20 protein-coding genes and 1 pseudogene are annotated in these 21,036 nt (G+C 55.9%); 14 read left to right on the top strand and 7 right to left on the bottom strand.

The features are described from left to right. Positions 1-172: 172 nt before the first annotated feature. Together DYE26_RS18610 and DYE26_RS18605 are read right to left on the bottom strand one after the other, a co-directional pair. Positions 173-832: a methionine ABC transporter permease gene (locus tag DYE26_RS18610; protein WP_036626235.1), complete on the bottom strand. Its 660-nt coding sequence runs from the start codon at positions 830-832 to the stop codon at positions 173-175. Further along, positions 826-1,860 carry a methionine ABC transporter ATP-binding protein gene (locus DYE26_RS18605; protein WP_036628822.1) on the bottom strand — a complete coding sequence of 345 codons (1,035 nt, stop codon included), beginning with the start codon at positions 1,858-1,860 and terminating at the stop codon, positions 826-828. The genes DYE26_RS18610 and DYE26_RS18605 overlap by 7 nt, the downstream gene beginning before the upstream one ends. A 226-nt stretch (positions 1,861-2,086) precedes the next feature. Between DYE26_RS18605 and DYE26_RS18600 the strand changes: the two genes are divergently transcribed. Genes DYE26_RS18600 through DYE26_RS18585 form a run of 4 tightly spaced genes read left to right on the top strand, consistent with a single transcriptional unit; the run spans position 2,087 to position 5,546 of the window. Further along, positions 2,087-3,112 (top strand): uroporphyrinogen decarboxylase family protein, encoded by a 1,026-nt coding sequence (locus DYE26_RS18600; protein ID WP_036626232.1) that lies wholly within the window; start codon positions 2,087-2,089, stop codon positions 3,110-3,112. A 2-nt stretch (positions 3,113-3,114) separates the two neighbouring features. Beyond that, positions 3,115-3,939, top strand: coding sequence for a MetQ/NlpA family ABC transporter substrate-binding protein (locus tag DYE26_RS18595; protein ID WP_036626229.1), 825 nt, complete (start codon positions 3,115-3,117; stop codon positions 3,937-3,939). A gap of 18 nt (positions 3,940-3,957) precedes the next feature. Then, positions 3,958-4,773: a pyrroline-5-carboxylate reductase gene (gene proC, locus DYE26_RS18590; protein ID WP_036626227.1), complete on the top strand. Its 816-nt coding sequence runs from the start codon at positions 3,958-3,960 to the stop codon at positions 4,771-4,773. After that, positions 4,770-5,546 carry a VOC family protein gene (locus tag DYE26_RS18585; protein ID WP_036626224.1) on the top strand — a complete coding sequence of 259 codons (777 nt, stop codon included), beginning with the start codon at positions 4,770-4,772 and terminating at the stop codon, positions 5,544-5,546. The genes proC and DYE26_RS18585 overlap by 4 nt, the downstream gene beginning before the upstream one ends. Positions 5,547-5,632: 86 nt before the next feature. On the opposite strand, the gene DYE26_RS18580 is transcribed toward DYE26_RS18585, so the two are convergent. Beyond that, positions 5,633-6,544, bottom strand: coding sequence for an AraC family transcriptional regulator (locus tag DYE26_RS18580; RefSeq protein ID WP_036626221.1), 912 nt, complete (start codon positions 6,542-6,544; stop codon positions 5,633-5,635). 573 nt (positions 6,545-7,117) lie between these two features. Here DYE26_RS18580 and acpS point away from each other — a divergent pair. The 3 genes from acpS (at position 7,118) to DYE26_RS18565 (ending at position 10,388) form a co-directional block, all read left to right on the top strand. Further along, positions 7,118-7,519 carry a holo-ACP synthase gene (gene acpS / locus DYE26_RS18575; protein WP_036626218.1) on the top strand — a complete coding sequence of 134 codons (402 nt, stop codon included), beginning with the start codon at positions 7,118-7,120 and terminating at the stop codon, positions 7,517-7,519. 17 nt (positions 7,520-7,536) lie between these two features. After that, positions 7,537-8,982 (top strand): A/G-specific adenine glycosylase, encoded by a 1,446-nt coding sequence (mutY, locus tag DYE26_RS18570; RefSeq protein WP_036626215.1) that lies wholly within the window; start codon positions 7,537-7,539, stop codon positions 8,980-8,982. A 632-nt stretch (positions 8,983-9,614) separates the two neighbouring features. Beyond that, the gene (locus DYE26_RS18565) at positions 9,615-10,388 is read left to right on the top strand and encodes a family 16 glycosylhydrolase (RefSeq protein WP_036626212.1); all 774 of its coding nucleotides are present in this window, start codon (positions 9,615-9,617) and stop codon (positions 10,386-10,388) included. 113 nt (positions 10,389-10,501) lie between these two features. Here the strand turns inward: DYE26_RS18565 and DYE26_RS18560 are convergent, their stop codons facing one another. Both DYE26_RS18560 and DYE26_RS18555 read right to left on the bottom strand, forming a co-directional pair. Then, on the bottom strand, positions 10,502-10,717 hold the full coding sequence (locus DYE26_RS18560) for a hypothetical protein (RefSeq protein WP_036626209.1): 216 nt from the start codon (positions 10,715-10,717) through the stop codon (positions 10,502-10,504). Between the two features lie 33 nt (positions 10,718-10,750). After that, a complete protein-coding gene (locus DYE26_RS18555; protein ID WP_036626207.1) occupies positions 10,751-11,365 on the bottom strand; it encodes a superoxide dismutase in 615 nt (204 codons plus the stop codon). A gap of 594 nt (positions 11,366-11,959) precedes the next feature. On the opposite strand from DYE26_RS18555, the gene DYE26_RS18550 reads away from it, so the two are divergent. The 6 genes and pseudogenes from DYE26_RS18550 to folE all read left to right on the top strand — a co-directional run bounded on the left by DYE26_RS18550 (position 11,960) and on the right by folE (position 16,458). Next, positions 11,960-12,403: a GNAT family N-acetyltransferase gene (locus DYE26_RS18550; protein WP_036626203.1), complete on the top strand. Its 444-nt coding sequence runs from the start codon at positions 11,960-11,962 to the stop codon at positions 12,401-12,403. Positions 12,404-12,584: 181 nt separating this feature from the next. Then, positions 12,585-13,025, top strand: coding sequence for a ribonuclease HI (rnhA, locus tag DYE26_RS18545; RefSeq protein ID WP_036626200.1), 441 nt, complete (start codon positions 12,585-12,587; stop codon positions 13,023-13,025). A 96-nt stretch (positions 13,026-13,121) separates the two neighbouring features. Beyond that, a pseudogene (queG, locus tag DYE26_RS18540) lies at positions 13,122-14,279 on the top strand (tRNA epoxyqueuosine(34) reductase QueG); the annotation flags it as partial. A 102-nt stretch (positions 14,280-14,381) separates the two neighbouring features. Further along, on the top strand, positions 14,382-15,422 hold the full coding sequence (locus DYE26_RS18535; protein ID WP_036626197.1) for an HD-GYP domain-containing protein: 1,041 nt from the start codon (positions 14,382-14,384) through the stop codon (positions 15,420-15,422). A gap of 86 nt (positions 15,423-15,508) precedes the next feature. After that, on the top strand, positions 15,509-15,745 hold the full coding sequence (locus tag DYE26_RS18530) for a YneF family protein (RefSeq protein WP_036628819.1): 237 nt from the start codon (positions 15,509-15,511) through the stop codon (positions 15,743-15,745). Positions 15,746-15,864: 119 nt separating this feature from the next. Next, on the top strand, positions 15,865-16,458 hold the full coding sequence (gene folE / locus DYE26_RS18525) for a GTP cyclohydrolase I FolE (protein ID WP_036626194.1): 594 nt from the start codon (positions 15,865-15,867) through the stop codon (positions 16,456-16,458). Between the two features lie 85 nt (positions 16,459-16,543). Here folE and DYE26_RS18520 read toward each other — a convergent pair whose 3' ends face one another. Both DYE26_RS18520 and DYE26_RS18515 read right to left on the bottom strand, forming a co-directional pair. Continuing rightward, complete coding sequence (locus tag DYE26_RS18520) at positions 16,544-18,403, bottom strand: Fe-Mn family superoxide dismutase (protein ID WP_115311245.1); 1,860 nt, start codon at positions 18,401-18,403, stop codon at positions 16,544-16,546. Positions 18,404-18,467: 64 nt separating this feature from the next. Continuing rightward, positions 18,468-19,475: an alpha/beta hydrolase gene (locus DYE26_RS18515; protein ID WP_082208107.1), complete on the bottom strand. Its 1,008-nt coding sequence runs from the start codon at positions 19,473-19,475 to the stop codon at positions 18,468-18,470. A 333-nt stretch (positions 19,476-19,808) separates the two neighbouring features. Here DYE26_RS18515 and DYE26_RS18510 point away from each other — a divergent pair, with 333 nt between their 5' ends. Then, the gene (locus tag DYE26_RS18510) at positions 19,809-20,555 is read left to right on the top strand and encodes an IclR family transcriptional regulator (RefSeq protein ID WP_036626188.1); all 747 of its coding nucleotides are present in this window, start codon (positions 19,809-19,811) and stop codon (positions 20,553-20,555) included. The last annotated feature ends 481 nt before the right edge of the window (positions 20,556-21,036 follow it).

Here is a 21,036-nt window from a genome sequence, read left to right as displayed (position 1 = left end):
AGGGAAATAAGTACATAAAATGGCGCTAATGGAGACGAACTAGCCGGGCTCCGGATCATAAGTACATAAAGTGCCGCTATTTTGCAGGCCGACGGCCGGCCGTTCCGCTAATCGGCTGTTAAAGTGCCGGCTTCCAGGTTGAGCTTGTTTTATGCGGCCGCTTCGCCGCGCACTAGCGGCGCCTTACTTTTCGCGCCAGCCAGTTGCCGAGGGATTGCAGCCCCTGAACGAACAAAACGAGCACGATAACCGTAGCCACCATCACCACATCGTCGAAACGCTGGTATCCGTACGAAATAGCCAGATCTCCGACGCCGCCCCCGCCAACCGTTCCGGCCATCGCGGTTGCGCCAATCAATCCGACCGTTGCGGTGGTCAGGCTTAAAATAAGCGAGCCGAACGCTTCGGGCAGCAGAAAGTGCCAGATCACCTGCGCGGGCGTCGCCCCCATGGCTTCCGCCGCTTCCAATATTCCCGGATTTACTTCCAGCAGCGAGTTCTCGACCAGCCGCGCAATATACGGGGCAATATAAATGATCAGCGGAACGATGGCCGCGTTCGTGCCGATGGAGGTTTGAACGATCGCCCGAGTCAACGGGATGATAGCGACGAGCAAAATGATAAACGGCAGCGAACGGACGATATTGATGACCGGATTAAGCAGGGCGTACACCGCCTTATTTTCCAGCAAACCTCCGGGCCGCGTTACTACGAGCAAAATACCCAGCGGTATGCCCAGCAATGCCCCAAGCAGCAAAGAGAAGCTGACCATGTAAATCGTTTCATAGATGGCTTGCATAAATTGATCGAGGGTAATGGTTGTACTTAACATACGGTTTCGGTCACCTCCTGAATTTGAACGCCTTGGGCGTGAAGGAAGCAGGCCGCTTCATCGATGGTACGGGAAGGTCCTTGGAGCTGAAGGATCATGCTTCCGAGCGTCGTATCTTGAATTTCGGAGGTGGAGGCAAACAAAATATTAACCTCCATGTCGGTAAAATGGCGAATCAGCCTGCTGATAATCGGGGAAGATGCGGCGGCCCCGACAAACCCCAGCTTAAACAGGCGGGCTTTCTCCGCTTTCCGGTCGAGGCTTATTTTAACGCTTTGCGGCAGGCGGTCGTGAATGACCGTCTGCACGAAGCTTCGCGTCGTCGGATGCTGCGGGCGGCCAAACACATCCAGCACGGGGCCTTGTTCGACGATCCGGCCGGCCTCCATTACGGCGACGCGGTTGCAAATTTCCTGAATGACAGCCATTTCATGCGTAATAATCATGATCGTAATATGGTATTCGGCGTTGATGCGTTTAAGCAGCTGCAAAATCGCTTGCGTGGTTTGCGGGTCCAGCGCCGAGGTAGGTTCGTCGCACAGCAAAATGGACGGATTGGAGGCCAGCGCCCGGGCGATCCCGACCCGCTGTTTTTGGCCGCCCGACAGTTCGCTCGGGTAACTTGCGGCTTTGTCGCCAAGGCCGACGAATTCCAGCAGCTCGCTGACCCGTTCCCGGATCTCTTGCTTCGGCTTTTTTTGCAGGATGAGCGGTATGGCCACGTTATGATAAACCGTCCCCGACTCCAGCAGGTTGAAATGCTGAAAAATCATGCCGATCCGTTTCTTCAAAGCCCGCAGTTGCTCGGCATTTAAGGAATCAAGCGGCTGCCCTTCGATAAATACTTGTCCGCCGGTGGGTCTTTCCAGGCGGTTGACCAAGCGGATTAAGGTGCTTTTGCCCGCTCCGCTGTAGCCGATTACCCCGAAAATATCCCCTTTTTCCACGGTTAAGCTTACCCCTTGCAGCGCGGTGCTGGAAATTCCTTTTCGTTCGAAAACTTTGTAAACATCCCTGATCTCAATCATTTGCCGTCCTGCCGATGAGTTTAGAGTCATGTGGCTTCCTCCTGATTCATTGATGCTCGTATGCATACTTTTCCGATGAATTTTATAGTATTTTCAAATATATATAACCCCATCAATGAAGGAGTGTCAATTAAAAATCACATTGACGTCAAACTTTTTGGTATGCTAGTATGATTTAAACTTATCCAACCTGATAACTCGGAATTGTTGGAGGGAGAACAACGACATGGCAGACTGGAATAAAACGGCCCGATTTCGGGCCCTGTTGTCCGGCGAAACGGCGGATCGTCCGATTGTCAGCGGCTGGCATCATTTTTTGAATAAAGAACAAAATGCCGGGGACTTGGCGGAAGCGACGATCGCTTTTACGCGGGAATTCGCTTGGGATTGGGTCAAAATCAATCCGCGGGCGACCTATTACGCGGAAACTTGGGGGAACTGCTACGATTTCCGCGATTACCGCACGGTGTTTCCCAAACAGACCGCGGCGGCCATTCGGGAGGCGGCCGATGTATGGCGGATTGAGCCGCGGCGGGCGGCGGAATCGGCCCCGCTGGCGGAGCAGCTGCAGGCGGCCCGGCTGATCCGGTCCGGACTGGCGGATACGCCGTTGACGCAAACCGTCTTCTCGCCGCTGACGGTATTGTTGTTTCTGGCGGGACAGTCGGCTTACGTGAACGATACGGTTTACGGCAGCGAACGGCCCGTCCCGCTCGCAGCTTTATTCGGCGGGCAGCGGGCCGGGGTGCACCGCGCTTTGCACGCCATCGCGGTAACTTTGGCGGAGTATGTGGAGGAGCTCGGCCGGATCGGGATCGATGGCATTTTTTACGCGGTGACGGGAACCGCCCATCCGGGATTGTTCGACGAATCCGCTTTTAACGAGTTCTCAAGGCCTTATGATCACATCGTGCTTGAAGCGGCAAGTTTCGGCAAACGGATTCTGCATACTTGCGGAGCTCATTCCCAGCCTGAACGGTTTAACGATTATCCTATCGAGGGGATCAGTTGGGATACATACGCCGCCGGCAACGCCGGTTTGGACGCTCCGCTCCGGGCAACGAAGGTGGGAGGGATCGACCATGCCCTGTTCGCCGGCGGCGATCTTGAACGCATTCGCGCGCAAGCCCGCGAGGCGCTTTCGCTGATGCGGGGCCAACCGTTCCTGCTGGCGCCGAACTGTGCGGTGCCGGTGAATGCGACGGACGCTGCTTTATACCAATTGCGCAATTCACTGGAAGAGGGGTTGTAAACATGAAGAAATTTTCGGCTGTTTTATTGATCGGACTGTTGCTGGTGCTTTCCGCCTGCGGCAAACAAAGCACCGCCGGCCAAGACAAAAAGGAGATTACGGTCGGCTTCGGCGTCGGAACCTATGAGGAACAATTCCGGGCGGGCATCTTGCCGATCCTTGAGAAAAAAGGGTACAAAGTGAACATCAAAACTTTTTCCCAAAATATGCAGGTGAATCCGGCGATGCAGGAAGAGTCTATCGATGCCAGCGTGTTCCAGAGCACCGCATACATGGAAGGGATCAATGACGAGCTGCATATGGACATGACCGGCATCGCCTTTGTTCCCAGCGCGCCGCAGGGCTTGTATTCCGAGAGACATCAGTCTTTGGACGAAGTGAAGGACGGCAGCACGGTGGCCGTTCCCAACGATCCGGTGAATCAGGAGCGCGCCGTCCGGATATTGGAGGAGCTGGGCTGGGTGAAGGTGGCCGAGAATGCCGGCACGACCGACTTCAACTTGAACAGCGTGTCGCCGGGGCAATACGCTATCGACATTCAGGTGCTGGATCCGGCGCAAATTTTAGTGTCGCTGAAGGATGTCGATTTCGGGGTGGTGAACGGCAACTATATCGCGAATGCGAAGCGGAAAATTACCGAGGCTTTAAAAATCGAAAATACGCCTGAGCAGCACCGGATTATCGTATCTATAAACAAGGCCGACGAAAACACGCAATGGGCAAAAGACCTGAAAGCCGCTTATGAATCCCCGGAGTTCGAGGAGTACATCAAGTCCCAGGACAAGTATGACGGATTTATTTTGCCGGCGGCATGGGAGAACAATTAATAGAGGAGGTAATGTAAAATGGCGCAGCAACGTATTCATTTCATCGGCGGAGGGCAGATGGCCGAAGCGATCATCCGGGCGCTTGTCGGCAGTGGGACGGTGCCGGCCCATCTGATCAGCGCGGCGGATGTTCGGGAGGAGCGCGTACGATATTTAAGTGAAACCTACCGTATACAGGCCGCGGAAGAACCGAAACAGGCGCTGGCGGAGGCCGAGCTGATCGTGATCGCTGTGCGGCCGCAGGATGACTTGGCCGGGGTCGGCGGATTGATCCGCGAGTTTGCCGGCAAGGACGGCGTTGTCGTATCAATCGTAGCGGGCGTGACCATAGCCAAGCTGGAAAGTTATGTCGGCTCCAAGCGTTCCGTTGTCCGGGTTATTCCGAACACGCTTACGGACACCGGCTTCGGATACAGCGGAGTGGCGTTTAACGAACATGCGGAACTGGCCCAAGTGGAAGCATTCCTGAACGGGTTTGGCAAAGTGCAGGTGGTGGACGAAGCGCAGCTTGACGTTTTTACCGGTTACGGCGTGGCCGGACCGAATTATGTTTATTATTTCATCGAATCCCTTGCCGATGCGGGGGTGCTCGCCGGACTGCCGCGGGAACAGGCCTGGCGGATCGCTTTGGAGAACGTCGAAGGCGCGGTGGCGATGCTGCGGCATACCGGGCTGCATCCGCGCCAGCTTCTCGACATCAACAATTCCCCCGGCGGGGTGGGCATTAACGCCTTGCACGAGCTGAACCGCAGCGATTTTGCCGCCGGGTTGCAGCGAAGCGTGCTGACGGCGGTCAGACGGACAACGGAACTTGGAAAGGAAGTGTCCCAATGATGCTGAAGTGGGACCACACCGTGCAATACGTCAACGATTTGAATACACCGGTTGAGGCGTTTGCAAAATGGGGACTGACGGCCTTTAAAGGCGGTTCCCATAAGTTCTGGGGGACGTATAACGCGCTAAGTTATTTTGGCTTAACGTATATCGAATTTCTCGGGATCGAGGACCGGCCGCTGGCGGAAAAAATCGATACGCCCAACGCGGTTGTCCGCGACGCCTTGGTGGAGTTGCCAGCCCGCGAAGCGTTCAGCCGGGTCGCGCTGCGCACGGACGATATCGATGGGCTGGCGTCCCGTCTACAGGGTCAGGGCCTTGAACTCTCGCCGATTTTGGACGGGCGGAGGCTCGATGCGCGAGGGAACTGGATCGAATGGCGGATGTTTACGATCGACGGGCATTACCGGGGCCTAAATTATCCGTTTATCCTGCAATGGAACGGTACGGATGCTGAGCGCTTGTCGGGGCTGAAAGCATCGGGGATTATCCAAGATCATCCCGCGGGAGAAGTGGACATTCACAGCGCCGTGTTTACGGTCTCCGATCCGGCGGCCGCGGCCGCACACTGGCAAGCGTTGTTCGGTTTGCCGCTGCTGGAATCGGAACCTGGCGGCGAATCGGCCCGGCTTGGCATCGGAGACAAGTCGTTTCTGTTCAAGCGGGGGGACGCGGAGCGGTTAACGCAGCTTGTTTTTAAGACCGGCGCGCCGGGCTTGCAGAACGGGACGCTGGAAATCGGCGAAGCGCAATTTGTCTTTTTGCCGGAATGAGTTGAATGAAAATATTGAGGCTGTCCCGTTAGCCGCAGCGGCTTACGAGGCAGCCTCTTTGTCGTTTTGTTTGCGTTGTTGGCTACTTAAGCTTCCGGATTGGATTTCGCTGGCTGGACGGGAATGTAGATATCGATCTGCTTGCCTTCTTTTGGCCAACAGCGTTCATCGTACCATTCGAAATCGGGGGCATTGATTTGCTCGTAACCGGATACAGGGAACCAGTTCGCAAAAATCCCGTCCCAGGTCGTTTGGATGGACGTGCTGAAATTGTCCTCGCCGGCCGGAGGTGTCGTAAAGATGGCGTAGGTAGCCGCCGGAATGAGATATTCTGTTATGCCCTCCTGAACCTCGGCCGCTTCGTCCACTTCAAAGCCGATGATATATTGGAAGGTTCCGTCTTCGTCGGTAGGGGAGCAAACGCCAAGCTCGACGTTTGGATTTTTTTTGCCGGGAATCCGTTCTCCGAGCCGCTCCTGCATGTACGTTTGCCAAAATGCCGGAATATCGTCATGGTTTTTGCCTTCCACGATGGTGCTTTGCATCGCGTAGCCCAGAATCCGCATGGCGGGTAGTTGTTCGATACGGTATTGCATGATTTGATCTCCCCAATCACTGGTTATTTGCGCATCGATGGTCGGAAGAGGCGCGGCGCGCGGCACAAGAAACGGCGGACGGCCCAGCTTGCGGCACTCTGTCGGCAGGATGCCGTACATTTTCCGGAACGCCCGGGTAAAGGCTTCATGGGAGCCGAAGCCGCACCGCAGCGCGATCTCCAGCACCTTCAAGTCGGTTTCGGTCAGCAGTTCCGCCGCCGTCGACAATCTCCGTTTCCGCACATAGGATGTGACCGTGTCGCCGACAAAGTACAAAAAAGTGCGGTGAAAATGGTACTCGGAATAAAACATCGCTTTGGCGATCCTGCTTAGCGTCAGCTCTTCGCCGAGCCGCTCTTCAATGTAGTCGATGCTTTGCATGATAGTGCTGACAGCGTTCATGAACATCCTCCAGACCGGTCTATGTGCTTAGTATAAATGGGGGGCGCCGCTTCTTCTTGATCATTCTTGCTTTCCGGGAAACCAGGGGCGGGGCAAAAGCGCGCTTGATCGGCCCCACTCTGAACGTTAATTGCAAATTATACAACTAACTTTATAACCATTTATCCAATCATTCGTTTAATTGCATTTCGTACATTTATTTCTACGTTTTTAGCCTCATTTTTCGAAAGATACCTGAGAACTGCAGGTATTACACTTAATCGAGCGCTGTGGCAGCATTTCCGGATAAGTAACTGTACATTTTGCAGCTATTTCATTTGTCCACTAGTATATCAAGAGTAAAATGGCAGGAGCTAGTCCGGGGGAGGGAAGCGGGGGAGTATTTGGAATCGCACCGCACTTCGTAAGCTACACCTGCACCGCTACTCGCTTAGGAAGGCGGCGGGTGTCAGGCAGGCGCCGTTTTGTCCCTGCCGGACTCGCGCCGGAGCGGCTTCCCTGTTACAATGTGATTGGCGGCTTGTAAGGCAAGCCAGGCTATAATCCCAACCGTATGAGGAAGAAGGGCTTACGTTGATTTACGGAATCGGACATGATGTTGTCGAAATCGAACGCGTCCGGCGGATGTTAAGCGGTTCGGTCGGCGAGCGGCTGACGCGGCGCATCCTGACCGCGGCCGAACGGCAATTGCCGGGGCAAACCGCGCGTGCGGCAGAGTTTTTGGCGGGGCGGTTCGCCGCCAAGGAGGCCGTCAGCAAGGCGTTTGGCTGCGGCATCGGCAGGACGCTCGGGTTTGCCGACATGGAGATTTTGCCGGATGCGAGCGGCAAGCCGTGCGTATTTATGCCGCCGGAAGCCTGGGAGCGGCTGGGGTTGACGGGCCATGGCCGGTATACGGTCCATTTGAGCATTACGCACGAACGGAATTTGGCGTCCGCCTTTGCCGTGGTGGAACGCATTGAACAGGGCACATAAAAGGAGAACATAGATCGATGCAGGAGAGCAGGGAAAACAAGATTTTCTTCAGTACGGAGCTGCTGGATTGGTATGAGCGCTCCAAGCGGGATTTGCCTTGGCGCAGGCACCGCGATCCGTATTATATTTGGGTTTCGGAAATCATGCTGCAGCAGACGCGCGTGGATACGGTGATTCCGTATTTCCACCGGTTCATCGAGCGGTTTCCGACGATTCAGGACCTGGCGGAAGCCCCGGGGGAAGAGGTGCTGAAATGCTGGGAGGGGCTCGGGTATTATTCGCGGGCCCGCAACCTGCAGGCGGCCGCGCGCCAGGTGGTCGAGCGGCACGGCGGGGCTGTGCCGGACAACAAGGCCGACGTGTCCGCCTTGAAAGGGGTCGGCCCGTATACGGCGGGGGCGATCATGAGCATCGCCTTTAACCGGCCCGAGCCGGCCGTCGACGGGAACGTTATGCGGGTGCTGTCGCGGTATTTCCTGATCGATGAGGATATCATGAAAACCGGCACCCGCACGCTGATGGAGGACCTGGCGGCGGAGCTGATCCCCGAGGGCCGGGCCGCGGATTTTAATCAGGCGCTGATGGAGCTGGGGGCATTAGTCTGTACGCCCAAGTCGCCGCAATGCCTGATTTGCCCGGTCATGGCCCGCTGCGCCGGGCGGCTTGCGGGCGCGGAGGAGCGCCTGCCGGTGAAGAGCAAGGCGAAGCCGCCGCGGCCGGAATACCGGCTTGTCGCCCTCGTGGAGGGCGGCGGGGCGCTTGGGGGCCGCGTGCTCGTGCGCCGGCGGCCGGATACGGGGCTGCTCGCGCGGATGTGGGAGCTGCCCCATATCCCGGCCGACGCCGTGCCGGGCGAAGGCGCCGGGCTGCCGGACGGCCCGGCGATGGACCGGCTGGCGGCGGCGCTGGCCGCCGCGGGCATGCCGGCGCGGCCGGGGGAAGCGTGGATGAACGCGGAGCATACGTTCAGCCACATTCACTGGAACCTCCGCGTGTTCCGGTTCGCCGCGGAAGATGCCGCCGGCCAGGCCGAAAACGATGAGGCCGAAAACGACGTGGCCGTGACGGGCGGGACCGACGGTATGACCGGCAGCGCCGAGGCCGCATACGGCCAGGCTCCCTACGCCGGGGCCTCCGTTGCCGCTCCGAATTCCGTCCCGTACGCGGGAAATGCCGATTCGGCAGCGCAGCATCAGGCGGCAGCCGGTTCGGCCGGCTTATTCGCCGCCGAAACCGCCGCGGCTTATGAGGCGGAGGCGAATCAGGCCGGCGAAGCGAGCGCGTCTACGGGGTGGGCCGAGCAGGAGGCGGCATCGCCGGCCGGGGACGGGGTCAAGCAAGCGGGCTTCGATCTGGCCGCGGACTCCGCGGAATACCGCTGGATCACCAAGGAAGATATGGGAAGTCTGGCGTTTCCGAACGTTTTTTTGCGGATATTAAACCGGTATTTTAAACAAGTATAGGCAAAAACCGCACGTAGGTGTTTTACCTGGGTGCGGTTTTCTTTTCCGTAATGCGGGGTTCCGCGAAATGCAAAAGTGCATGCGGTATTTGTCGAACTTCCCCGAAAATGGCTCGTCAAATGCAAAAGTGCAGTCCATTTCTGTTTAAAATTCTCTTTGTTACCGAATAGTTTCAAAATAGATGTATTTTTGCATTTCATACGCTCAAAATAGGCAGGTTACGGGAAAATGAGATGCACTTTTGCAGTTGAGCTACTTTCACCAAACCATTGATCCTTTCACGCCCCGCGAAACCCTGCACCGCGAAACCTCACACCACGAACCCCACATAGCAGAATCCCATGCTGCCTGCCACGTCCGCTTGCCGCGTGCCGCTGAAAATTCTAGTACCGCTTTATCATGCTACTCCACTGGATGCTGCTACTTCCTGCTCATACCCAACATCTTTCTTCTATGGTACATTTATGCATATAATAGACAGCTTGGATCGGCATGGCGGATACATTGCGCAAAGGAGGGAGCGGAGCTTTCCAGCGGAAATGCTGGAGCAAACCCGGCGTTATTTTCCGTGATTTTTTTGCGGCAATTATGACGCGGCAATCATGACGCGGTAAATTATGAGGAGGGATATGATGAAAAACTTTGCGCTTTTGCCTAAAATTTGCAGCGGTTTGGGAGTCTGTCTGATAGGCTGCAGCCTGCTGCTGGCGGTCCCGGCGGCGGACGGGTTTGTGGAGCCGCTGAACGCTTTTAACGGGAACATGTTTTATGCTTCGGACGGCTGGGAGAACGGAGAGGATTTCGGAGTAGGGTGGCGGGCGAACAATATAGAATTCAACAATGGAGTCATGGCCCTTCGACTGGACAAGTCGGGGTGTCCAAGCCGATGCACCGGCAAGCAGTACGCCTCCGGCGAATATGCGACCATTGGGGAAGACTACGGCTACGGGCGTGTGGAGGCGCGAATGAAGGTAGCGAAAGGCGAGGGACTGGTCACTTCACTGTTCACTTATTATGACCTCAATCCGGATCCGGACACGGAAGAGAATGACGAAATTGATATTGAGATTCTCGGAAAAGATCCGACGAAACTGGAGACCAACTATTATACGGCCGGAGACGGGGATCACAGCACGGTCATTGATCTTGGCTTCGATGCATCGCTGGACTTCCATGACTATGCTTTTGAATGGTCGCCGGCCTCGATCAAATGGTATGTCGACGGCAAGCTGGTGCATACCGAGGACGGTTCCCGCGGACCACTGCCGAGCCATCCGGGCAGCATTATGGTCAACTTCTGGGCGGGCGCGGGCGATGCCGCCAAAACTTGGACGGGGAAATTCATTTATCCCGGGTCCCCGGTTCGGGCGTACTATGACTGGATCAAGTATACCCCGGCGGAATAGCGGCCCAGTAAGAATCAAGCCGTGCGCCGGTTCAAGCTGGCGCGCGGTCGTTTTCATACCATAGCCGATAAAAAGAGGCCTCCCTTCCAAAGGGAGACCACTTTTTATCGTCACTATTCCAGCATGCGGTTTTCCACCGTTTTCATATAGTTTTGCGTATCCGGTTCGCGGTGTTCTTCGCCCACCACTTTGCCCGGATCCGCCGCCTCGGCTCCACCGGTAACGCTGTGCGCGAAGTTCGTGAACTGCTGCTTATGCTCGTCTTCCGCGTGCTTGGCTTTCAGCAGTTCCTCCGGATCGTTGGTCAGCTTACGCTTTTGCTCGGCCATGTGTAACCTCCTTCCGGCGATCGTCAATCGCCCTTATTTCTTGGCGGCTTCGTAACGGCGGTTAACTTCGTCCCAGTTGATGATGTTCCAAAATGCCGCGATGTAATCCGGGCGTTTGTTTTGATATTTCAAATAGTAGGCGTGCTCCCAGACGTCCAGGCCAAGAATGGGCGTCTGCCCCTCGGAGAGCGGGTTGTCCTGGTTTGGCGTGCTCGTTACGGCCAGTTTGCCGTCCTTGCCGACGACCAGCCAGGCCCAGCCGCTGCCGAAACGGGTCGTCGCCGCTTTTGTAAACTCCTCTTTGAATTTGTCGAACCCTCCAAGGTCGCTGTCGATGGCGGAAGCGACCGCGCCGCTTGGAGCTCCGCCGCCGCCGGGGCCGATCACGGTCCAGAACAAGCTGTGGTTGGCGTGGCCGCCGCCGTTGTTGCGCACGGCCGTGCGGATATTTTCGGGAACGCTGCCGAGGTCGGAAATGAGCTCTTCCACGCTTTTGTTCTGCAGTGCCGGGGCGCTTTCCAGCGCGGCGTTCAGATTGGTCACGTAGGTATTGTGGTGACGATCATGGTGAATGTTCATCGTCTGCTCATCGATGTAAGGTTCAAGCGCGTTTGCCGGATAGGGCAAAGCAGGCAATTCATGGGCCATAACGGAAAACCTCCCGATTTTTTTGTTAAAGAGTTGTTCAAAAAGTCGTCTTTTGATCACGAAGCAGGTCAGAAAGTGGATCGGGCGTCGAATCTTGAATTCAGCCAGGCCATAGCATATGCTTCCGTAGCATGTTTCCTCATGTTTCCTGCGGAAACATGTCAGATGCTCACGCCCCCAAAACCTACGCTCCGCTCCTTTCGTCCCTAGCTTCATCCGACCTACAGCGTTTTGAAAAAACGCACATCGTAAGCATACGCTTCGGTGCTGAAAACCCGACTTTTTGAACACGCACTTAAAATGTCGATCACATTTACATACTCGAAACAAAACCTATTATTGACATACGATCAAAATATATGTATGAAAACCTGTTTTTTTGAAAGGAAATTCACAAAAAATAAATGTAAACGCTTAACATTAAGCGCTTTCAGAAGAAAATTGGTGTATTTCGTTGATTTATATGGTTTAATGGACGAAGAAGCAGTTTTTTTCTCGTTTTTTGTCTGGATTCAATTATTCGCTTGATGTAAAAATAAAGGCTGCGCCTTTAGCATGAATCTATCTAGTGTTAAGGAAAAAGGAGATCATAGCATGCTTATTCGTTCCTTTCAGTTGAGTGATGTGAATCAAGTGATGGATCTTTTGCAGGTATCCTTGTCCGAGGCTTGCTACGAGGACACCAAACAAGCTTTTGCCAGACAATTGGCCTGGGATTCCGAACTGATTCTAGTTGCGGAAGCGGAGGAAGAAATTCAGGGGGTCCTGATCGGAACGATCGATCAGCATACCGGGTGTATTTACCGGATGGCCGTTCACCCGGATTATCGCCGGCGCGGCGTAGGCAGAAGCCTCGTTTCCGCGATGGAACAACGTTTTCAGCAGCGCAATGTCCGCCGGATCATGGTGGCCGGAGACGAGCATAACAAAGCGATTATGCCGCTGTACGAAGCGATGGGCTACGGCGCAAGCAAATTTTTAGAGGCGTTCCAGAAGCTTGGCATCGCTGCTGCGCGTTCTTTATCGGGGTCTAATTGATTTTTAAATTATAGACAGGTAAGAAGAGGAATGATTGAAGCATATCTTCCATCCGTTGCAAATGGGTGCGGGATATGCTTTTCTATTTATAGATTGACCAAATCGTCGGTAGGCCGAATTCATGTTTTGGCCTGTCGGCAAAATCCGCGGTTTATGGCCTGCGAATCTTGGAGGATGAACGGTGAAGGAGATAACGATATATACCGACGGCGCCTGTTCCGGAAACCCGGGCCCTGGGGGATGGGGCGCTGTATTAATATTTAACGGGCATCGCAAGGATCTGTCCGGCGGCGAGAAAATGACCACAAACAACCGGATGGAAATCCAAGCGGTTATTTCGGCGCTCAGTCAACTGAAGGAGCCGTGCCGGGCCAAAGTATACAGCGATTCCGCCTATGTGGTGAACTGTTTTCAACAGGGTTGGATTCGCGGATGGCTTAAAAACGGTTGGAAAAACAGCAAAAACCAGCCGGTGGAAAACAAAGACCTGTGGCAGGAGCTGTGGCGGCTGATGGGCATCCATCAGGTCGAATACGTTAAGGTCAAAGGGCACAGCGACAATGAGCTCAACAATCATTGCGATATGTTGGCCCGGGAAGCGATCAAGCGGCTGTCTTCCTGATTGGCTTCGTTCGAAAAACAACAACGATATGGGGGATGGGGAACGTTTGTCGCCCGTAAAATTCACATCAAGGAGGGGAAGGGAGTGGCAAAGACAATACACGACGGCAGCGTCGTTTCCGCAAACGCCGGCGCGTGGGCGGATTTGAAACGCGAAATTAAGGAAAACGCGGCTTCGCTCGGCATCGACGATATCGGCTTTGCCTCCGCGGACCCTTTTATTTCGCTGAAGGCCATTTTGCTGGACCGGCGTGAAAAAGGATACGAATCCGGGTTTGAGGAACCGGATATCGATAAGCGCATTTACCCCGAGCTGTCTCTCGAACAGCCGGCTTCCCTGGTTTCGATCGCCGTGGCGTATCCGTCCAAGATGGATAACCCGCCGAAGTCCGAGCCGGGGCAGCGGCGCGGGATATTGGCCAGATCGGCCTGGGGGCGTGATTACCACCTGGTGCTCCGCGAGGCGATGGCCAAGCTGGAGGATTTCATCCGCCAGCGGGTTCCGGAAGCGCGGATCGAGAGCATGGTGGACACCGGAGCGCTGGTCGACCGTGCGGTGGCGGAGCGGGCGGGAATCGGCTTCAAAGGGAAAAACTGCGCGATCATCTCGCCTAAATGGGGATCGTGGATTTACCTTGGCGAGATGATTACCAACATTCCTTTTCCGCCGGATTCCCCGGTCACCGAGGATTGCGGCGAATGCACGAAATGTATCGACGCCTGTCCGACCGGGGCGCTGGTCGGGCCCGGCGTGCTGAACGCGCAGCGGTGCATTTCCTTTTTGACGCAAACGAAAGGGTTTGTGGAAGAAGAGTTCATGCTCAAAATCGGCAACCGGCTTTACGGCTGCGACACATGCCAGATCGTTTGTCCGAAAAACAGGGGCAAGTCCTGGAACCACCGGCCGGAGCTGCAGCCCGATCCGGAGACGGTCAAGCCGCTGCTCCTGCCGCTGCTCGATATCAGCAACCGGGAATTTAAAGAGCGCTTCGGCGACAGCGCGGCGGCCTGGAGAGGGAAGAAGCCGATCCAGCGGAATGCGGTGATTGCGCTCGGCAACTTCAAAGATACCGCTTCCGTGCCGAAATTAATAGATATACTGTTTCATGATCCTCGTCCGGTGCTGCGCGGCACGGCCGCTTGGGCGCTCGCCCGGATCGGGGGAGAAGCGGCGGCGGAGGCGGTGAGCCGGGCGCTGGAGAGCGAACAGGACGAGGAAGTGCTTGAGCGTCTCCAGGCGGCGGACCGGAAGCTGCGAGGGGGAGCGTCGCCTGGAGAAAGCCGCCCGACGGTGAAGGAAAGCAAACCGGATTGACAACGATGACGGGAAGCGATTGCCGTCAAGGGGGATGGAAGGATGCGTTTCATCAGTATTGAAGATATCGAGCCAGGGCAATACTTGGGAAAAACGGTTTATTCCGCAAACGGCACCGTGCTATTGTCGGCGGGGATTCAGCTGACCGTATTTATGATCAATACGCTTAAGCGGATCGGCGTTACGATGCTGTACATCAAAGATGCCGATTACGATGATGTCGAAGTCGAAGATGTGATCAGCGAATCGACCAAACAGGCGGTATTTCACGAAATGGTGGAAACGCAGGAAGCGATCCGGTCGGGGAAGGAATGGAGCACGAAAAAGATCAACTCCAGCGTGGATTCATTGCTGACGGACGTGCTGAACAACAAGGAAGTGCTTCTGCAGCTGACCGATATTCGCACGGCGGACAACGCGGCTTATCTGCATGCGGTTAACGTTTGCCTGATCTCGTCCATGATCGGCCTGAACATGGGACTGGGCTATTCCCAGTTAAAGGATCTGGCGATCGGAGCGCTGCTGCACGATATCGGCAAATCCGTTCCTCTGCCGGAAGGCGCGGCGGAGGACGATCCGAAGCATCATCACACGTGGCGGGGATATGAAATGCTGAAGCAAAAACGCGAATTTAATCTGCTCATCGCCCATGCGGCGCTTCAGCATCATGAACGCCTTAACGGCACCGGGATTCCCCGCGGCCTGGCAGGGGATGAAATTCACCTGTTTCCCCGCATTATCGCCGTTGCGAATATGTACGACAATCTGATCAGCGGCGGCGGTGAAGGCGGATCGCAGCGCGGCCTGTTGCCGCACGAGGCCTGCGAGCAGCTGATGGCCTGTTCGGAGCATGAGTTGGATCACGACGTGCTGGTGGAGTTCACCCGCATCGTATCCGTGTACCCGAACGGCACGGCGGTAAGGTTGTCGACGAAGGAAACCGGCGTGGTCGTCAGCCAGCACCGGGGCCTGCCGGGCCGCCCGGTCATCCGCATCGCGCGCGGCGCCGGGGATGAACTGGACGTGAAGGAAGTGGATCTGGCAACGGAAACAACGCTGTTTATCGAAACGGTTCTGGCTTGAATCGCGGCAGGGTGAATGCTATTATATTTGGAGTGCGTTAGCCAAACGGGGGGCTGCACGGATATTAATGCAGGGGTGGCTGAATGATGGATATCGTAATTCCAATTATTACGCTTGTCGTCGGATTGGTCGGCGGTTTTCTGATCGGTGTTTTTTATTTGCGGCGGCAGATGACAAAAATGCAAAACGATCCGGAAATGCTGCAAAAAGTGGCGAAACAGATGGGTTATAATCTGAACAGCAAGCAGATGCAGCGCGCGCAGCAAATGATGAAAAACCAGGGCCAGGTTCCCGGAGGGGCGCGGCCGCGAAAGAAAAAATAAACATCGGCTCGAATGAAGAGTCTTAAAAAGTGTGGCCTGTTCGCAATTCGCGGCGTCAGCATATAACCGGCGCCGGGTGCGTCATCGCCATGCTTTTTTTGAAAGGAGGAGGCGCTTAAATGGCTGGACTTAAAGATTACGTAAACAAGCAGGTTGGAGAAAATCACGAGAAAATCGAACATCATGTTCGTGAAATCTTAAAGCTGATCGGGGAAAACGTCGAACGGGAAGGGCTGCTCGATACTCCCGCCCGGGTTGCCCGGATGTACGAGGAGATTTTTGCCGGTTATGAGGTTGATCCCCGCGACGTGCTTGGGGTAACGTTTGAAGAGAACCATGAGGAGCTCGTCATTGTCAAGGACATCGTCTATTACAGTCAATGCGAGCATCATATGGCGCCTTTCTTCGGCAAAGTGCATATCGGCTACATTCCGAGCGGCCGAATCGCCGGGCTCAGCAAGCTGGCCCGCCTGGTGGAGGCGGTAACCCGCCGCCTGCAGGTGCAGGAGCGCATCACCTCGCAGATCGCCGACATTATGGAAGAAGTATTGAACCCGCAGGGCGTAATGGTCGTTGTGGAAGGCGAGCATCTCTGCATGTGCGCGCGCGGCGTTAAGAAGCCGGGCAGCAAAACGGTCACGTCCGCGGTGCGCGGCAGCTTCCGCAAGGACGCGGCTTCGCGAGCGGAGTTTTTGTCCTTGATCAAGGAATAACGGAAAGCCGCGCTCCGTCGGTTACAAAGGTTGAGGGTTTACCGAGCGCGCCTGCGGGGGAGTCTTCCGCATTATGGCAGCCGTATTAATACGGCTGCCATTTTAGTTTTTTCGCGGCTTCGTAGCGCTCCGCCACGGCCGGCCAGTACACGACGTTCCACCAATCCTTGATGTAGTCGGCCCGCACGTTTTGATGCTTCAAATAGTAAGCGTGCTCCCAAACGTCGAGCGGAAGCAAGGGCACGATGTCCCATTGCGACAGGTTTTGGTGCTTCTCCGCGGTCAAAATTTGCAGCCGGTGGCTGCGCGGACTCCAGACGAGGATCGCCCAGCCGCCGCCTTCCACTTTGGCGGCCGCTTCGGAGAATTGCCGATGGAAAGCGTCGTAGCTGCCGAAATCGCGGGTGATTTGCTGGAGCAGTTCGCCCTCCGGTCTTCCGCCGCCCTTCGGGTTCATGATCTCCCAAAAGATGGTGTGAAGATAATGGCCGGCGCCGTTAAAAGCGAGTTCCCGTTCCCAATGCTTGACCAGCTCGAAGTTTCCGTTTTTGCGGGCCTCCTGGAGCTTTTTTTCCGCCTTGTTCAAGTCATCGACGTAGGTTTTATGGTGCTTGTCGTGATGGATGCGCATCGTTGCCTCATCGATGTAAGGCTCGAGGGCATTGTAAGGGTAGGGCAGGGGCGGAAGCGTGTGCCCGCCGATCGGGACGGGACGCTCGGGGATACGGGAGGCACCGGAAGGCGCGTCGTTTTCATACCGCAGGTTTTCGTTGCCGGCTGCCTCATCGGCATTTCTTTCTGCCAAACTTTCCGCCGCATTGTCATTCGGCAGATTTTCGGCTGGCGCGGCCGATTCCGCTTCAAGCCCCGTGTTCGAAACAGTTGGTGTTTCGAAGCCGGAATTCGCCTCCTCCGGTGAAATCGCCTGCTGATGCGGCGAGTGCTGCGGCCAGGATTCCTCGGGTTCTTCTGCTCGTCCTTCGGCCGCCTCCTCCGCTCTCGTGCCGGTTGGCCCGTAATAAGGCGGCTGTCCGCCTGCCGCCGGCCCGAAGGGAGCGGGTCCGCCAGGCTGCTGGTAAGGCCCGAAAGGAGCGGGTCCGCCAGGCTGCTGGTAAGGCCCGAAAGGAGCGGGTCCGCCAGGCTGCTGGTAAGGCCCGAAAGGAGCGGGTCCGCCAGGCTGCTGGTAAGGCCCGAAAGGGGCCGGTCCGGTAGGCTGTTGGTAAGGCTCGAAAGGAGCAGGTCCGCCGGGTTGCTGGTAAGGCCCGAAAGGAGCGGGTCCGCCAGGCTGCTGGTAAGGCCCGAAAGGGGCCGGTCCGCCGGGTTGCTGGTAAGGCCCATAAGGCGGCGGATCGTCAGGCTGCTGGTAAGACCCGAAAGGAGCTGGCCCGGTAGGCTGCTGGTAAGGCCCATAGGGAGCGGGTCCGGTGGGCTGCTGATAAGACTCATAGGCCTGCGTTCCCCCGCCTTGATGATACGGGTCGTACACCGGCGGATCGCCGGCGACACAGCCCGCGATCTCTCCGGGGCGGTTCAGCCTTTCCAGCACGGCCAGGAAATACTCCGATTCGCGGATAATGTGCATCAGCACGACGGGGGCGAGCGGAACGGCCTTGACCGCCTCACTCCGGTCGAGAATATGGTGCAGCTGGCGGATAAATTCCTTCGACTGCTGAAAGGCGGCGCCGAGCAGTCGCTCGGTTTGCTTGATCAGCTGGGGGCTCGAGGCCGCTTCCTTGGACGTCAGACCGTGCTGAAGCAGCCGGTCGGCCGCCGCCTCCGTGGCGGTAAACACCTTCTTCCACTCGTCCAGCAGCTTAACGTAGTGGTGCTCCAAATTGGGAATGATCGCTTTGATCACTTCCGTATGCTCCGCTTCCTGCTGCTTCCAGAAGCGGATTTCTTCCAAAATGCGTACAGGCAAATAAGGCCCGTAAACGAACAGCATCCGGTTAACCTCCCCTTGCTTTAGTCATTACTACCAGCTTATTCGCGGGGAGGTTTGGCCTATGCTATTCGATTGCGGACCCGGTAAGGGCGCTTTCGCTGCCGCTGCCGGAAGCGGCGGTTTTGATCCGGCTGAGGAAAAGCGACACTTTCCGCAAATATTCCTTGGGATGTTCGCGAAAAATCAGTTCATGATGCGAGCCTTCCACAATCCAAACGCCCGAATCGGGATTCGTCTGATTGGCGGCCAGCTTCTCGGCGATCGGATAAGGCGCCTTCTCGTCTTCCGTCCCATGAATGAACAAGGTCGGGAACGGGTAGTCCTCCGATTTGACCTGCGTGTACGGAATTTGCCGCAGGCTCGTGCCGTTCAGCACCGGCAGCAGCATGCCGATGATTTCCAGCGACGGATGCCGCGGCAGATCGATTTGCTGGCGGATGTTGTGGTACATCGTGTCCGGCTCAAGCAGAAACGTGCTGTCGAGGATCATGCCGTCGATATCGCCGCTCGTTAGTCCCGCCTGAAGCGCCGTGCCGGCGCCCATCGAGAACCCCCAGACAACGATTTCCCGCGCCCCGCGCTGTTTCACGTAATCAATGGCGCCAAGCAGTTGCTGGGCTTCTTTTTTGCCGCCGGTGGCCACTTCTTTGCTGTTCTGGGCGGCGAAGCCGTAGTCGAACATTAAGACGTTAAAATTCAGCCGGTGGGCAAAACTGGCCAACTCGTACATCGGAATCCAAGATTCCTCGCGATTGGCGCCGTAACCGTGGCTAAAAACGATCGTTTTGGCGGAATCTTCAGCGGGGATATACCACCCTTGCATCATTCGGCTCCCGTCTGCGGCAGGAAACGTGATGTTCTCGTAATCCAGATTTTGGGCCAGCTTCGGATTGGAATAAAGCGGGGCCACCGTCGGATTGGACAGCACCCAGGCGATATATCCGTGCAGAGAAACAAAGCAGAAAATCAGGAAAAACAAAATGGACAACAGCAAAGCCACGGCAATATGCTTGATGCTGATGCGCCGGCTTGCGGTTGCGGGAATATCGTTGTTAGGGAACGCCGAAGGCATGGGAAGGTCGTTGCGGCCGGTGTGGCTCATAGGCTTCCCTCCTGTTTCTTTAAAATCTTTAAAATTGCGTTTATTAGAGTATATGATGAAAAAAGCCGCAGTTTACGGATAAGTCCAATATATTGATACTGCCGATACGAGCAAATTACGTAGATAATGTCGAAATAAGGCGACACCCTTTAATTTATCGTAAGTCCGGGGTGCCGTAAAGTCAATGGAAAACCGGGGCATGGGCAGGACCGTTACCGTTCATTGACGGAATCCACGGTCTTTCATATAATTTATGTAACCGAGTTTCATATAGTGAAACATCCTAAGGAGAGTGGATGCCGGATGGAAGACCGGAAGCTAACGGTTCGCGCCGTCGAAAGGGCGCTGGATATATTGATGTGTTTTACGAAAGGAAGCGATTTGGGGTTAACGGAGATTGCCGGCGAGATCGGCTTACATAAAAGCACGGTGCACCGTCTGATGACCACGCTGGAAGAGCGTGGATTCGTCGTGCGCGATCCGGCGACGGAGAAATACCGCTTGGGCTTGAAAATATGGGAGCTGTCGGCGCATTTGTCGCATAACGACGATCCGGCCGTTCTGCTGCTGCCACTGATGGAGCGGCTGCGCGACCGGTTGGGGGAAACGGTCAGCCTCTATTTGCGCGACGGCAACGACCGGCTGCGCATCCAGGCCGTGCAGAGCAATCAGGCGATCCGGCGGGTGGCCCAGGTCGGGGCGCGGTTGCCGCTGTATGTCGGGGCGTCCAGCAAGGTGCTTGTCGCCTATTCCGACGAGCCGGTGACGCGGGCGGTCCTGGACAGCCCCGACTGGCCGGCAGGGCTGGACCCGGCGGCTTATGTGTCCCAGTTGCGGCAGGTCCGCGAGCGCGGATACGCCACCAGCTATGAGGAACGGGAGCCGGGGGTTTCCGCCGTCGCCGCGCCGATCTTCGACCGGAGCGGCAAAATCGCCGCCGCCTTGTCCGTGTCCGGGCCGGTCAGCCGCCTGACGCCGGAACGGCTGGAAGAATACGGCCCGGTGCTGATTGAAGCGGCCCGGGAGATGGGAATGATGATCCAGGGCTGATCCCGTTGGCCCGTTGGGGCAGCACCTATGGCAAATAGGAGTAGTAAGTGCAAAAAGTACATTTAAATGGGCGGGATTTGCGGTTGAGCGGAAAATAATTGCGAAAGGTACAACTAAAGCTGCTGAAGTCAGAGAGGGGTTCCGGCTAGACCTGTTTAACTGCATGGTTTGCAATTAGATGGCAATTATCGCTGCCCACCTTCCGGATAAATGTAGAAAATGCAACTATCTTCATACGAAACGCCCGTTTGTTGCGATATGCCGGAAATTTCCGGAAAATTCAGCTATCCTTCTATAACTTCGCCACTAGCGTTGCATCAAGTCTTATCCGACAAGTTACATTTTCTAGTCACACAACTATTCTAACGGTTGCCACAAGCGCTATTTGTTCCAAGAACCTTGATTTCGAATTCTAACGGTTGCCATCACGCTTATTTCACTGAAAATCGGCTAATTGCGCTTAAGATCAGGCAAATAACGG

The sequence above is a fragment of the Paenibacillus macerans genome (assembly GCF_900454495.1).
Lineage (GTDB): Bacteria > Bacillota > Bacilli > Paenibacillales > Paenibacillaceae > Fontibacillus > Fontibacillus macerans.
The sequence above is the reverse complement of the archived record's forward strand: the minus strand, read 5'-3'. Positions and strand labels throughout refer to the sequence as shown.